The organism is Lachnoanaerobaculum sp. (assembly GCF_057250505.1).
Map to the genome: position 1 here is coordinate 14,333 of NZ_DBHIEQ010000028.1, position 14,665 is coordinate 28,997.

General features: G+C 33.7%; 14 protein-coding genes and 1 pseudogene. 1 reads left to right on the forward strand and 14 read right to left on the reverse strand.

The annotated features are described in order from the left end of the window. From ACO6FI_RS10830 to ACO6FI_RS10895, 14 genes are all read right to left on the reverse strand, one after another. Positions 1–1,230 (reverse strand): 2-hydroxyacyl-CoA dehydratase subunit D, encoded by a 1,230-nt coding sequence (locus tag ACO6FI_RS10830; RefSeq protein WP_282670238.1) that lies wholly within the window; start codon positions 1,228–1,230, stop codon positions 1–3. A gap of 28 nt (positions 1,231–1,258) precedes the next feature. After that, entirely contained in the window at positions 1,259–2,029 is a 771-nt protein-coding gene (locus ACO6FI_RS10835) for an acyl-CoA dehydratase activase (protein WP_485457343.1), read from the reverse strand. 323 nt (positions 2,030–2,352) lie between these two features. Next, complete coding sequence (locus tag ACO6FI_RS10840; RefSeq protein ID WP_288914604.1) at positions 2,353–3,039, reverse strand: GntR family transcriptional regulator; 687 nt, start codon at positions 3,037–3,039, stop codon at positions 2,353–2,355. A gap of 250 nt (positions 3,040–3,289) precedes the next feature. Next, complete coding sequence (locus ACO6FI_RS10845; RefSeq protein ID WP_485457344.1) at positions 3,290–4,024, reverse strand: GntR family transcriptional regulator; 735 nt, start codon at positions 4,022–4,024, stop codon at positions 3,290–3,292. Positions 4,025–4,094: 70 nt separating this feature from the next. Then, positions 4,095–4,814 carry a tryptophan synthase subunit alpha gene (locus tag ACO6FI_RS10850; RefSeq protein ID WP_485457345.1) on the reverse strand — a complete coding sequence of 240 codons (720 nt, stop codon included), beginning with the start codon at positions 4,812–4,814 and terminating at the stop codon, positions 4,095–4,097. Then, complete coding sequence (locus tag ACO6FI_RS10855) at positions 4,815–5,972, reverse strand: iron-containing alcohol dehydrogenase (RefSeq protein WP_485457346.1); 1,158 nt, start codon at positions 5,970–5,972, stop codon at positions 4,815–4,817. 10 nt (positions 5,973–5,982) lie between these two features. Continuing rightward, positions 5,983–6,774 (reverse strand): BtpA/SgcQ family protein, encoded by a 792-nt coding sequence (locus ACO6FI_RS10860; protein ID WP_485457347.1) that lies wholly within the window; start codon positions 6,772–6,774, stop codon positions 5,983–5,985. Further along, positions 6,771–7,529, reverse strand: a complete 759-nt coding sequence (locus ACO6FI_RS10865; protein ID WP_485457348.1) for a nucleoside phosphorylase — start codon at positions 7,527–7,529, stop codon at positions 6,771–6,773. The genes ACO6FI_RS10860 and ACO6FI_RS10865 overlap by 4 nt, the downstream gene beginning before the upstream one ends. A 2-nt stretch (positions 7,530–7,531) precedes the next feature. After that, complete coding sequence (locus tag ACO6FI_RS10870; protein ID WP_485457349.1) at positions 7,532–8,485, reverse strand: PfkB family carbohydrate kinase; 954 nt, start codon at positions 8,483–8,485, stop codon at positions 7,532–7,534. 13 nt (positions 8,486–8,498) lie between these two features. Next, positions 8,499–9,059 (reverse strand): cysteine hydrolase family protein, encoded by a 561-nt coding sequence (locus tag ACO6FI_RS10875; RefSeq protein WP_485457350.1) that lies wholly within the window; start codon positions 9,057–9,059, stop codon positions 8,499–8,501. 12 nt (positions 9,060–9,071) lie between these two features. Further along, positions 9,072–9,983, reverse strand: coding sequence for an ABC transporter permease (locus ACO6FI_RS10880; RefSeq protein ID WP_485457351.1), 912 nt, complete (start codon positions 9,981–9,983; stop codon positions 9,072–9,074). 36 nt (positions 9,984–10,019) lie between these two features. Then, complete coding sequence (locus ACO6FI_RS10885) at positions 10,020–11,042, reverse strand: ABC transporter permease (protein ID WP_485457352.1); 1,023 nt, start codon at positions 11,040–11,042, stop codon at positions 10,020–10,022. Then, a complete protein-coding gene (locus ACO6FI_RS10890) occupies positions 11,032–12,570 on the reverse strand; it encodes an ABC transporter ATP-binding protein (RefSeq protein ID WP_274969233.1) in 1,539 nt (512 codons plus the stop codon). The genes ACO6FI_RS10885 and ACO6FI_RS10890 overlap by 11 nt, the downstream gene beginning before the upstream one ends. A gap of 13 nt (positions 12,571–12,583) precedes the next feature. Further along, entirely contained in the window at positions 12,584–13,768 is a 1,185-nt protein-coding gene (locus tag ACO6FI_RS10895) for a BMP family lipoprotein (protein ID WP_485457353.1), read from the reverse strand. 300 nt (positions 13,769–14,068) lie between these two features. Between ACO6FI_RS10895 and ACO6FI_RS10900 the strand changes: the two are divergent. Next, a pseudogene (locus ACO6FI_RS10900) lies at positions 14,069–14,665 on the forward strand (IS1634 family transposase); the annotation flags it as partial.

Sequence of the window (14,665 nt, forward strand, 5' to 3'; positions counted from 1 at the left end):
TTAAATTTCCTTATTTACTTCCATAATTTCTGTCAAACCTTGAACTCTTGTATCATATTGAGCCTCAGAGAAGTTTCTTGGATCTGCCTGATCTCCGTCAAAGCTTACAACAGGTATTCCACATTCCTCACCAATTTGTCTGCTCATTTCAGACATAAAACCTGACCAAAGTTTACAAGATCTGTTTGTATGTACAAGAAGTCCTTCAACACTGTTATCTTTACAAAGCTTTGTTCTCTTATCTCTTGCATGCTCTATATTCATGCAATTAGGTACATTAGCATATGCCCTGCACATTCCGTCAAAATCATCATAAATAAATCCGAAGGCATCAGCATATATGGTTGTAACCATATTTATTCCACGGCTCTTAAGTCCTGTCGCTGTAGCACGAAGCCAAGGCCAACATGCTATACCCTCAAACATAATTCTGTATTTTTCTTCACCCTTAAATGTAGACTCACCTTTTTCATGATTTTCTTTATACTCTTTAAGTAAAGTCTCCATTGCCTCTGCCGCTTCAAGTTTTCCTCTGGCTGTAACCATAACAGCCATATGATTCAATAAATCAAATCCGTTAAATGGTGATGGTGAATATTTAGCTGTAGCTGTTGCTTCAAGCCACGCTCTGGAGCTTCTTCCTGAAATCTTCCTTACTTCTTCATATCTTTCATCGCTCCACTTTTTACCTGTAATCTCTTCTAATTGATGTATTGCATCCCAGAACTGATTTCTAATATAAGCTGTCATTGCCTCTGACACTTCATAATCAGGATTAAAAGGAATATCTATCATAATCATAGGAATATTCAATTCTTTGGCAATGTTCTCGTACCATTTAATCATACAGTTACATATATTATTACAACATAGAACGAAATCCGGTTGTGGCATATCTTGTTCCGGTGCTTCTTTAAGCTTCATATATGCAAGAGATATTCTGGCATATGCACATATATCATTTGAATATCCGTCACCTTCACTCTCACTACACATTCGTTCTCCGCCACCTCTGGCTGCGATTCCGGCCGCCTGATTTTCAGGATAACATACATATAATCCTAATGTTTCAGGAATCTCTACCGGAAAGTTACTTGCGCACCATCCTACCAATTCTCCTCGCTGTTTAGCCTCTACGCAGTCACTGTATGCTTTTGCTGCAATCCTACCCAATCTAGCTTTTGCACTATTGGGATCTATAGTAGGCTTTTGTTTTTTAGCTTCTTCCACTGGTTTCCTCCTACTTTTAATATAAAATTTATGACTTTTTAAAGCCGTATATTGCGGCTCCAAGTGCTCCCATAAGTTGAGCGTTCTTACTAAACACTATATCTACACCGAGTTCTTTACTCATAGCTTCTCTGACACCTGAGTTTTTGGCTACACCACCACTCATACATACTTCTTCAACTATGCCAATTCTCTTAGCTAATGCAGCTACTCTTATCGCAACAGATTTACATATTCCGGCTACCAGGTCCGGTATATTCCTTCCTGTGGCAAGCTGAGATATCACTTCCGACTCTGCAAAAACTGTACATGTACTTGATATATTTGCAGGATTATCAGATTTTAACGCCTCAATCTCTAACTCGTCTACTTGGAGATTAAGAATATTAGCCATTACATCAAGAAATCTTCCGGTTCCCGCCGCGCATTTATCGTTCATAACAAAATTTGTCATTTTACCGTTAGTAGCAAGTGATATTACTTTCGCATCCTGACCACCGATATCTATTACCGTCCTGACATTCGGAAACTCTCTATGAACTCCCAAAGCATGGCATGTCAGTTCACTGACTTTATAGTCTGCCAGCTCATAGTTCATCCTACCATAGCCTGTAGCAACTACCGATTTAATATCTTTAAGTTCAAGTTTTGAAGAGTTTAGTACATTTTTTACAGCTTCTTCTACACCGGCTGTTCCCACAGTTGCTACAACTATTGAAGAAGCTACTATGTTTTCTCCATCCTCCAATATTACAGCCTTTGATGTGGTTGAGCCAATATCAACGCCCAATGTGTACATATATTTCTCCTTTAATTCTTGTCTACTAGTATACAAGTGATTACAAAATAATTATATCAACATATTTAAATTGATATCTATGTTATAATATTATCAATTTTTATTATTTTTGTAAATATGTATTATTAATATACTTGCACGTATTTTTTTGTTTATTTTTTACATTTTCTATTTTTTTAACTTTCTTATTGTATACTTTGTATATAAAACTTATTTTTAATCAGTATATTGTACTGTATTATTATATAATCATAATTATATATGTAATTCTTTACCAAAAGCATGAAGTTTGTTGAAATTGAATCCTTTATGATTTTCAAATTTTAAGATATAAAATATCTAGGGAATTGTTTTATTGCACTTTCATATATATCTGTAATTGTTTCCAAATGAGCAGCCATGCACTCCTGCGCCTTGTATAGGTCATTACTCTTTATTCCATTTACTATATTCTTATGCTCTTCAACCAACTCATGAATGCGATTTGCAAACTTGACATCAAAATTTCTCCATCTTGAAATGTGAAGCATAATATCACTTAGGATTACCACTAATGCATATCTGTTTACACTGTCAATCATTGTTTTATGAAATTCGCTATCCAGTATTCCGAATTTACGTGAGTATATTTTTTCATCTATGTATTTTTCTTCTTCTTCGATATTCTTCTCAAGTTTCTTTACCAGTTCCAATCTTGCAGATTCATCCAGCTTTGTAAACATCTCATATATAACTTCCTTTTCCACTGCCGTTCTAAGCATTAAGAGGTCTGATATATAATTTAAGTCTATCTGTGTAACGTAAGTGCCTCTTTGCGGTCTTACCTCTACAAACTTTAGTTGCGCCAATTTTGTAAATGCATTTCTTATTATAGACCTTGATACTCCATAATCTATACACATTTGATTTTCACTAATAAGCTGCCCCGGCTCTAGTTCTAATTTTATAATTCTTTTTAAAATACTCTTATATACTTCTTCAGCAGTATATATTTTATTATCGTCCAACATTATCATACCTTTCACAACAAATTAACACAAATATATTTTAAATCTTTTTGTCTTAATAAACTTTTTCTTAATTCTAATCAAATATATCAGTAAAAACTCTTATATACTTAATTTACTAAAATTCTATGAACTTATAATATAAAAGTCAATATCCAATCTTTTTATATCAGTACCACATATACAAATTTTATTACTCCAAAATTATTAACTAAAAAAAGCCGGCACACTTTGTGACAGCTTTTAATTTAAACTATTGCCTTATTTGATCTATATAAAATTTATATTTATCAGTCCTGTAATAACATTTAAAATACTCTATAGGAGTCTCTTTTCCACTTACAATACCATATGTAACACATCTGAATAAGATAACCGGCATTCCTTCTTCAAGCTCAAGGTATTTTGCTATTTCATCCTTTGCCAAAACTGCTTCTATAGTTCGTCTGGCCTTTGTAATCCTTACACTATACTGGTCATTGATAAGCTTATACAAAGATTCATGTTCAAGATCATATTCTATCAATCCTGGAAATATCTTTTCCGGCAAAAATGCTATTGTATAATTTAAAGGTTCCAAATTTGCATATGAAATTCTTCCAATAACCTCAACTTTATCATCAGTCGATATTTCTAAAGCCTTTGCACGTTTAGGAGACGCAAATTCTATTCTGCTTATTTTCGTTTTCTTGCTCGGTGTCATTCCCATTTTTTGCACATCTTCGGTGCTACTTGTAATAGAAAACAAATTATTGCTACCCTCATCGGCCTTAACATAGGTACCCTTACCCTGTATTTTATAAAGGTATCCTTCTGTTACCAATTCATCAATGGCTTTTCTTATGGTAATCCTACTTACATTATACAATTCCATAAGTTTCTTTTCACTTGGTATCGCCTCATTAGAATGATATAAATCATTATCAATATTTTCAACTATCGCTTTCTTTACTATAAAATACTTTGGCGATTTATCTTCTAATATCAAATCTGTATACCTCTTTTCTTACCTCTGGCTAAAATCACAATATAACCGGATTATAACATCAAGTCATTATTTAACACATAGCCTTAAATTCCTTTATCTTTTCCATCATAGCATTTCTATCATTGTGTAATTTTAAGATTGCGCTACCAACAAAAGCCGCATCTCCACCTGCTTCTTTTACAGTAGTAACATCTTTTGGTTCATGTACTCCTACCCCGCAGTAAATAGGTCTGTCTATGCCCAGTTCTCTCAAGTATCCTATCGCATCTTTCAAAGTCTTGTATTTAGGATGTAATATCTGGTCGATATAAGGTTTTGCTTGTAAATATACAAATCCATTTGATCTCTTAGCAAGGTCAATTTCTTCTTCCGGAAGATGTGATTGTACATAACATGAAACCAATAAACCTGCAGATATAATCTTATTCTTTATAGTATCATCCTTCAATCCTACAAGCAATATATCTTTTAAATCATTATCTAGGCAAAACCTTATAAACTTATCTACCCCAATTTCTTCTACTGTATTTTCATAAGCTAATACAAGAAGTTTTACATCCGGCAAATTTCTCTTTAGACTAACTATAAAGTCCATATATTTATTATAATCATCACAGTTTTCTAGTGCCTTTTTCATTCTATCCGCTATATATTCTCCCTCCAAGTACGGATCTCTTGAAGGAAAATCTACTTCAATAATTTTACATCCGGCTTTTACATAATCATTTGCAACCTCAATACTTGACTCTATTGTTGGATATCCACTGGATAAATAGCATATTATTTCCATCTAGTTCTCCTTACTTCCATCGTATACCTTTATAAATAGCTCTTTAAAACCTTCTATTTCCGGTATTACAGGATTTGTTTTGGTACAACCATCTTTTTTAGCAAAATCTGTCAAAATATCTAATTTAGATATATAATCTTCTCTATTTGGTATCAACTCAGAAAGTTTTTCAGGTATGTTTAATTCTTTATTGAGCCTTTTTACTTCGAACTCTATATCACCTATTCCAAGTTCATCGGAAATATTCTTATATATCTCTTTTGCTTTTTCGCTTTGCTTATTATAGCTTATCACATATGGCAAAATTATTGCATCTGCCAATCCATGTGATATATGGTATACACTTCCTAAAGTATGTGCCATAGAATGCACAATTCCTAAAGATACATTTGTAAATGCTAAACCTGCAACCATAGATGCCTGTAGCATAAGCTCTCTTGCTTCTTTATCCTCGCCATTTTTATATGCCTTAGGTAAAAATTTAAATATATCTTTTATGGCTGCTTTTGCTAAAATATCACTTAAATAATTCGCTCTATTTGAAACTAAAGCCTCAAGAGCATGTGTCAAAGCATCCATTCCTGTCTCCGCTGTAATTTTACTTGGCATAGAAACAGTTATGTCTCCATCACATATAGCTATATCCGGCATCATCTCCATATTTCCTATTCCATACTTCAATCCTGTAGAGTTGTCAGTAATAACTATAGATCTGGATACTTCACTGGCCGTACCTGATGTTGATGGAATACAACAAAGTCTTGCCTTTTTTCTTAATTTAGGAAATATGTTTGGAGGTAAAATATCTTGTAAGTCTTTAAGATCCGGATGCTCATAGAAAATCCACATAGCCTTGGCAGCATCCATTGCGGATCCTCCACCAAGTCCAACTATCAAATCCGGATTGAATTCAACCATTTCTTTTGCCCCACGCAAAACAGTTTCTATTGATGGATCCGGCTCTACACCACTTATAACTGTTGTAACAACACCGGATTCTTTAAATAGAGCCTCTACCTTTGCCAGTGTTCCATTCTTTTCCATGCTGCTTCCACCTACAACTATTGCAGCTCTTTCACAATTCACTGACTTAATATATTCCAAAGAACCGTTTCCAAATACTAATTCAGAACCTGCAAGTTTCATTGGTCTCATCATACTAATCCCCTCACATTCTAAGTGCATCCATGACTTTTTTTGTTAATTCATAAGAAATAGGATTTTCGATCTTTCCGTTAATCTTAAAGCCCGAACCTATTATTGCTCCATCAGCTATATTAAGCTGATCTTTTATATTTGTATCATTTACACCACTACCGGCTATCACAGGTATATTCACAACTTTTTTTACTCGGTCAATCATCTCTATAGGAGTTTCTTCACCAACTTGTGATCCCGTTACTATGATGGCATCAGCTCCATTTGCAGCTGCATCCTTAGCTGATTGCTCTATTGTTATACCTGGTAAAATCATGTGTGCATGTTTTACTTGTATGTCAGCAAGAATCTTTATATGCTCCAGTCCTAAGCTTTTTCTATATTCCATACATTTTTTAGCACATGGCTCTATCACTCCATCTGTAAAAAGCACTCTATCAACAAATACAGGAACTCTTACAAAATCAGCTCCTATCATACCTGCAATTGCAAAACCGGATTCACAGTCATTAAATGCCGCATCTACACCTACCGGTATTTTTACAGCTTCTTTTACTGCATATGCCGCTACACTTAACGCCGCTAACTGTGCTTTATTTAATAAAGCTGAAAAAGGTGTATCTCCCATATTTTCTACTATTATCCCATCTACTCCTGCTTTTTCCAGTGTCTTGGCATCTTCAACAGCTATATCTATTATTTCTTGATAGTCTCCGTTGAATCCCACGGTTGTCGGCAATGGTTTACAATGTACCATACCAATAACCGTCTTTCCTCCATTACTAATTATATCGTTTCTCATACAAGCTCCTTTTTATTTGCATAATTATATATGCCCTCTAAGGCCACTTTACACAGCAATTCTTCAGCCTCTTTCCTGTCTTCACCATCAAGTTTATCTTTGAGATTCTCTAAAACCGTAACTATAGTTAAAGTACAGGTTTTTACATTCATAAGTCTACCCAATGTCATCAAACATGCTGATTCCATGTCTATACCGTCAACACCAAGTTTTCTTAACTCATTAAATGTTTTATCAATATCTCGATTTGACTCTTTTGAAAATCTCGATTCGTGCATATTGGTATAGAATCCATCCATTGTGCAATTTATTCCATTATGATACTTTTTATATACACTTTTCACAGTATCATTCATTATATTTATTAACTCTATATCTGCCACAGCAGGATAAGATAAATCAACATAATTCTGACTTGTTCCTTCCCTTCTCATGGCTGCAACCGGTATCATAAAATCACCTAATGTATTTTCCTTCAGTGACATTACAGTCCCCATTCTTACTGCAACTTCCATTCCGGCTTCATACATCTCTTCCATTGCAATTGCAGCTGAAGGAGCACCAATACCCGTAGATGTTATAGTTACTTTTATTCCTTTATACATTCCTGTATAAGTATTAAATTCTCTTAAAAATGCTATTTTTTTTGGAGAATCCATATATTTACAAAGTCTCTCAACCCTCCATGGATCTCCGGAAAAAATAACATACTTACCTATATCTTCCTTACTAACTCCGGTATATAATGCTTTCATACTTATTCCACTTTCTTTTTAAATAGAGAATCAAAGTCACCAAGGAGTTTTGATTCATCAGGTACATTACTTAAACACCCCTCTTTTTGAATAATATGTGATGCCATTATTGTCCCCAATCTACAACAATCTTCAGGCTCAAAATCCTTAAGATATCCATACAAGAAACCTGACATGTATGCATCTCCGCCACCTGAAGCATCAACAACATTATTTATTCTTATAGCTTCTATTCTCTTTTCAATTATCTTCTCACCTTTTCTGATGTAACAAATACTACCGTCAGCACCTAAAGTAGTTATCAATATATCAACTTTTCCATCAATAAAAAGCTCTTTTATATCTGATATACCTTTTATATGCTTAATAATTTCACATTCAACTTCATTTGTGAATATTATTTTGCTTTCCTTTAAAATTTCCTTCAAAAAATATTCAGGAAAAGCTTCCATATCATCCTTCATTCCAAACACTATCGGAATATTAAACTTTTGGCATTTCCTATAAAAATCCATATTGTCATCTATAGAAGCCACAGTTATTACTCCAAGCTTTACATCCTTAAAAAGTTCATCTTTAAAACCTAATGAATATTTTCTGTCCATGGCTCCTGGATAAAATATTGTAATATGCTCATTATTATTATCTTGTAACAAATAGCAGTATCCCGTTATATCCTCTTCTATTATGTTAATTCCATATGTAGGAACTTTAGCCTCTTCCAGAAAACTTTTAAATCCGGTAGATTCATAGTCTCTACCCACTCTTATCAAAGGCATAGAGTCTATCCCCAGCTTACAAAGTTCATAAGCTATATTCACAGAACATCCACCATAAAATATTTCCGCTGAAGATTGGTTCTCAACTATTGATGTAAAACCCACTTTAGCAGGAGTTTTCAATTTTATAATATGATCCATGCTCACATATCCACTTGTCAAAACTTCAACTTTCATACATCTTCACCTTTTATAATTCACCTTGTAAAAACATATTTTTAAGTTCCTCTTTATTTACAACATGGCCTAAGTATTTATCAATATCACTTAAATGAACCTCATTTACTGTTTCAGAATTCGTTGCAACACATTCTCTAACTACATAAGGCTCATAATTATAATAAAAAGCATCTGTTACTGTTGCTCTGATACAGCAATTTGTTTTAGTACCTACTACAATCAAGTTTTCTATGTTGTTTTCTCTTAAAACCAAGTCCAAATCTGTTCCTAAAAATCCACTATATCTTCTCTTCTGTATAATGTAGTCTTCAGGTTTTACCTCAAGCATCGGGTCGATTTCTACTCCAAAAGTCCCTTCTATACAATTAGGTCGCATTATTGCAGCCTTCTTATCAAACTTACCGGCTCTATTACAATGCTGCAAATATACTATAAGACAATTTTTACTTCTACACAGCTCAAGAACCTCTTTTATTTCCGGCAATATCTTTCTATTTTCCGGATAAAATACCAGTCCATTAGGATCCGTAAAGTCTCTAACCATATCTACAATTAGAAGTGCTGTTTTCATCTTTTCACCTTTCTAAAAAGTATATCCTCTTACCCTTACATTTTTAAACTTCATATATGAAACTGTTGCAAGTACTGAAACCATTATTATGTAAGGTATAGTATCAAATATTCCTGCCATAGGACCTGCATTGATACTCAAATTCACAGCCAATGCTCTTGATATGCCAAAAAGAATTGCATATAAAGATGATTCTAAAGGTTTTCCCCCACCACAATAAATTGCTGCAATTGCTATAAAGCCTCTTCCTGCAGTCATATCGTTTGTGTACATACACATGCGTTCCAAAGATAAATTTATGCCTGCCAAACCTGCACATAATGCCCCAAGTAAAATTGCCAAATACTTATATAATTTGGTTTTTAGTCCCAAACTTGTTGCTGCTTCTTCATTTTCACCCACAACTCTTACATATATTCCAAATTTTGTCTGATACATTATAACTGACATAATTATGATTCCTATAAATGCCAAATATGTGATAAATGTATGCCCACTCAAAATGCTACCTACAATATCTATTGAATCAATAATAGGTATATGTATCTTAAAATCAGATACGCTAATATTTTGCAAGCTTATATTTGACACTCTCATCATATTCAAAGTAAATTTAGCTATCGCCGGTACAATAAAGTTTATTCCAAGTCCAATTACTATTACATTTCCGGATCCACTCACTCCAAAATAAGAAAAAATCAATCCCCAAATCAAAGTTGTTAGTATAGCTGAAGATAATGCTAAAAAAATGTTGCCTGTAAAATACATAACTAACACAGATACAAATGCACCGTTTAACATCATTCCTTCAAGTGCTATATTCAAAACATTAGCTTTATATGCAAATATTCCACCTATTACACATAGTATTATTGGTGCACTATGGTAAACTGTATCATATAAAATACTATTTAGAAGAGCCATTGTGCTTCCTCCATTTTATGTTTATTACTATACATTCTATTTCTTTTCTTTTAAAAATTTTACTGCCAAAAGTAAAATCATTATACCCTGAATTAATGCAACAATTTCCTTTGGTACTGAAGTATACATATTTATACTGTCACTACCCGTTTTTAATGCCGCATAAAATATTGAGGCTACCAATATACCGATTGGAGTATGTCCACCCAGTAAAGCAACTAACATACCGTCCCAGCCTAATCCCGGATTACCCGAAAAACTTAAAGTATACTTGAATTGATCACTTAGCATCCACCCAGCTCCCGCCATTCCTGAAAGCGCTCCACTAAGTAACATAATGACCATTATTTTTTTTCCAACATTCATTCCACAAGCTTCTGCAAACTCCGGATTTTTTCCTATTGCTGTTATTTCATATCCAAGCTTTGTCTTTTTCATAATAAAATACATCACAATCAATACAATAATAACAATGACAAAGAAAGCGGTTATTCTAGACTTGCCAAATCTACTAAACATAGCTATATCATTGATAGTTGGAGTCGCTACATATCCGGCACTTTTATCTTTAAAAACACCTGTTGTTAAAAATTCTAAAACCTTAACAACTCCATAATTAAGCATAAGAGTTACTACCATTTCATTTACATTACATTTCACCTTTAATATGGCAGGTATCATGGCAAAGGCCATTCCACAAATAATTGCAACTATTATGCAAATAAACTTTTCTATAAAAGGACTTCCAAATGATATACTTGACCCTACCAATCCTGCAAAAAATCCTCCCAAGAGCATCTGTCCTTCCACTCCCATGTTATATACATTAGCCTTAAACGTCACCGCTATTGCAAGTCCTGTCAGAATCAATGGCGACGCGTAATGAAGGGTATCCAAAAATCCTTTACTTGTAAACAATGATTTTTTTAGCAAAATCCAATATGAATATAACGGATTGTTTCCTGTAAACAAAATAATAATTGCACCTAGGGCAAATGCAAGAATAACCGGAATTAATGAGTTTATAATATGTTTTAAAGTTTCATTGTTATTTCTCATGCTTATTCTCCCCTTTTATTCCTGCCATCAAAAGACCTATCTCAACTGTTGACACTTCCGTCGGAGAAATCTCTCCCGTAATTTGCCCCTTATACATTACTATAACTCTATCAGATAAACTCATTATTTCTGATAATTCACTTGATACTAAAATAACGGTATTACCTTGGTCTCTGAACTTTAGAATTTCATTGTGAATAAATTCAATAGAACCTATATCTACTCCTCTTGTTGGTTGACAAGCCATAAGTATCTTAGGTTTTGATGCAAGTTCTCTTGCAATAATTACTTTCTGGGCATTTCCTCCCGACAGATTTCCTATAACTCCATTCTTATCACCTAATCTTATATCAAACTCATCAATGTATTTGTCTCTTATTTCATCTATTTTTTTCGAGTTATATAAGCCATATTTTAATATTTCTTTATTATCATGATAGCCTGCAATGCAATTATCGGAAACACTCATTTCTCTACATAACCCTGTAGCGTATCTATCTTCCGGAATAATACCGATTCCTTCTTTTCTAAGTTCTTTTGGCCACCGGTTTGTCACATTCTTACCATATAAGATAACATTTCCACTCTCGGCTTCCATAAGTCCCGTTAATACTTTTATCAGTTCCGATTGTCCATTTCCTTCTACTCCGGCTATTCCAAATATTTCACCCTTATTTACTTTAAAAGAGACATTATTGATAACTTTCTTACCATCGTCATTTAATACATTTAAGTTATCAACTTGATATACTACTTGTTTTTCTACAGTATGTTTTCTATCATTTTGTACTGTCAAACATACATCTCTTCCTACCATCATTCTTGCAATCTCTTTTTCATCAGTATCCTGTTTTAAAACATCTCCAACAACATTTCCATGTTTTAACACGGTGATACTATCTGCAAGCTCCATTACCTCTCTCAGTTTATGTGTGATAACTATTATTGTCTTTCCCTGCTCTTTTAAAAGCTTTAATGTTGCAATTAAATCATCAACTTCTTTCGGAGTTAATACAGCAGTGGGTTCGTCCAAAATAAGTATATCCACATTTCTATAAAGCATTTTAAGTATTTCAACTCTTTGTCTTTCACCTATAGAAATATCTTCGATTTTATCTGTTGGATTTAATTGAAGATGGTTATCCTCAATCATTTTTGCAACCTTTTTTATCTCTTCTTTTTTATCTATCAGAGGACTATTTTTCTTTTTTATTTCCACACCGAGCAAAATATTCTCATATACTGTAAGTGAGGAAACTAACTTAAAGTGTTGATGTACCATGCCTATTCCTACTCCTATTGCGGTAAGAGGGTTGGTCATCTTTACTTCTTCACCTCTAATAAGTATTTTTCCGGAGCTTGGAGCAACCAAGCCATACAACATATTCATAAGTGTTGACTTACCCGCTCCGTTTTCTCCTACAATACACCTTATTTCACCTTCTTTTATGTCCAAAGATATATTATTATTAGCGACAAAATCTCCAAACTTTTTGGTCAAATTTATTGTTTGAATTATACTTTTCATATATAGTATCCTGTTACTTTATTTTTACATTAGGACATTTACTCTGATCAAACTCTTCCCCATTTTGAGCATTAGTTACTTTAATAGTTCCGTCAGCAATTTTGCTTTCTACATCCTTTACTTCGGCCTTTATTTCTTCCCATTTTTCTTTTCCGGAATCTTGTACATGTTTACTTATTTCAGCTAAATCCGTAATAGATGTTGCGCCTGAAGCTAAAGAATATGTTTGTACTCTATCCATACTATCAAGCTTTCCTTCAATTGAGGCTTTTATAATTTCATAAACCGGTACATCTGTATTCTTCATAACACTTGTAAGTATATATCCGGGTTGCTGTGCATCTTTATTAGCATCTACCTGTATTGCAAGTTTTCCTTCCTCTTTAGCCTTTGACGCAACTCCATCTCCTACTGCCCCTGCTACCGCAAATACTACATTTGCACCCTGATTATAATATGTACCTGCCACTGTACTTCCTGTAGCCGAGTCAGCAAAACCTGCGTCATACTTTGAATAATAGTCATAGTTTACACCAAATTTTTCTGCTTCATAATTTATTCCTTCTATATATCCATATGAGAATACTGTAATACCGTTAGAGTTTGTTCCACCTATAAATCCTACAGATCTTCCACCATTTTCAGGTGAAGTAAACTTATATTCTGTATCACCAAAAAGTTCTTTTGCATTTTCATTTACAAGCGTTGTCAATGCACCTGCAACAAATGATGATTCATGTACATCAAAGAGTACACTTATTACATTATTGTGAATCTGCTTTCCTTCACTATCCTTGTTTGGATTATCATTCATACAGATAAATGTTGTATCAGGATACATCTTAGCAATTGCATCTGCTCCGCCTGTACCATTAATCAATGCTTCAAAATCATATTCCAAATTAAATATAATCTGATAACCGTCATCTGCCAAACTCTCCAATGCCTTCGGAACCCCTGTAGTAGGTTCAACCACCTTATATTCAATTCCAAAGTCTTTTTCAGCTTTTTTTGCTCCTTCAATTGCAGTTTGATTGTACCCATTATCATTTTGTCCTGCTGCTGAACATATAATAGCCACTTTCAAATTCTTATCGCCTCTTCCGGATTTTTGTGATTCATTTCCTCCACCACATCCCACTAATGTACTGGCCATCATCATAGCCATAGCTACACTCACGAATCTTAATTTTCTCATTTTTATTCCCCTTATACATTATTACATCATGTTGTCATGACGTCATTATTAGTTGTATTTATACTAACATAATATAACGTTTTTGTAAATATTTAAAGCGAAAATCTACACTCCCTATCGCCCTACTAACCCAAGTTCCACTTTTCGGGTCTTTGACAGTTTGTTTACCTAAATAAGCCTTAAAAAAGTCTCACAACCCGCATATAGCCTACATTTTTGGGTCGAAAAAATTGTCAGAATTTTCGTTTTATTATATAGTATTTATAGTATTGTATGGTATATGGGAGTTGGAGGTTCCCTATGAAAGTTACTACATCAAAATCAAAAAACGCTGAGTCATTCTATATTTCTAAAAGTTTCATCAATGACAAAGGTGTTAGCACCTCTGTTAATGTACGCAAACTTGGTACGCTTGCTGATTTATTAAAAAAGCATGGACCTACCAGAGATGATGTAATGGAATGGGCTCGTGCTGAGGCAAAACTTGAAACACAAAAATATAAAGAAGAAAAAACAGTAAATATTTCCTTTAACTCCACTAAAAGACTTCAACCTCAACAACAAGTCTTCTATCGTGGGGGCTACCTGTTTTTGCAATACTTTTATTATAAACTTGGCTTAGATAAAGTTTGCAGAAAGGTAAGGGATAAATATAGCTTCAAGTTTGATATTAACGCGATTTTATCAGATTTGATTTACTCAAGAATACTTGAACCTTCCAGTAAACGCTCAAGTTATAAATGTGCACCAGACTTTTTGGAGCCACCGTCTTACCAACTACATGACGTGTACCGTTCTTTAAATATACTTGCTAAAAAATGCGACCTTATACAATCTGAAAATTATAAAAACAGCCACTTATTAGGAAAACGCAATGATAAGATTCTTTTTTATGAT

Excerpts from the sequence above, each read along its gene's own strand:
- ACO6FI_RS10835 (WP_485457343.1), bottom strand. The coding sequence starts at position 2,029 with ATGTACACATTGGGCGTTGATATTGGCTCAACCACATCAAAGGCTGTA.
- ACO6FI_RS10840 (WP_288914604.1), bottom strand. The coding sequence starts at position 3,039 with ATGTTGGACGATAATAAAATATATACTGCTGAAGAAGTATATAAGAGT.
- ACO6FI_RS10850 (WP_485457345.1), bottom strand. The coding sequence starts at position 4,814 with ATGGAAATAATATGCTATTTATCCAGTGGATATCCAACAATAGAGTCA.
- ACO6FI_RS10855 (WP_485457346.1), bottom strand. The coding sequence starts at position 5,972 with ATGATGAGACCAATGAAACTTGCAGGTTCTGAATTAGTATTTGGAAAC.
- ACO6FI_RS10860 (WP_485457347.1), bottom strand. The coding sequence starts at position 6,774 with ATGAGAAACGATATAATTAGTAATGGAGGAAAGACGGTTATTGGTATG.
- ACO6FI_RS10865 (WP_485457348.1), bottom strand. The coding sequence starts at position 7,529 with ATGAAAGCATTATATACCGGAGTTAGTAAGGAAGATATAGGTAAGTAT.
- ACO6FI_RS10870 (WP_485457349.1), bottom strand. The coding sequence starts at position 8,485 with ATGAAAGTTGAAGTTTTGACAAGTGGATATGTGAGCATGGATCATATT.
- ACO6FI_RS10875 (WP_485457350.1), bottom strand. The coding sequence starts at position 9,059 with ATGAAAACAGCACTTCTAATTGTAGATATGGTTAGAGACTTTACGGAT.
- ACO6FI_RS10880 (WP_485457351.1), bottom strand. The coding sequence starts at position 9,983 with ATGGCTCTTCTAAATAGTATTTTATATGATACAGTTTACCATAGTGCA.
- ACO6FI_RS10885 (WP_485457352.1), bottom strand. The coding sequence starts at position 11,042 with ATGAGAAATAACAATGAAACTTTAAAACATATTATAAACTCATTAATT.
- ACO6FI_RS10890 (WP_274969233.1), bottom strand. The coding sequence starts at position 12,570 with ATGAAAAGTATAATTCAAACAATAAATTTGACCAAAAAGTTTGGAGAT.
- ACO6FI_RS10895 (WP_485457353.1), bottom strand. The coding sequence starts at position 13,768 with ATGAGAAAATTAAGATTCGTGAGTGTAGCTATGGCTATGATGATGGCC.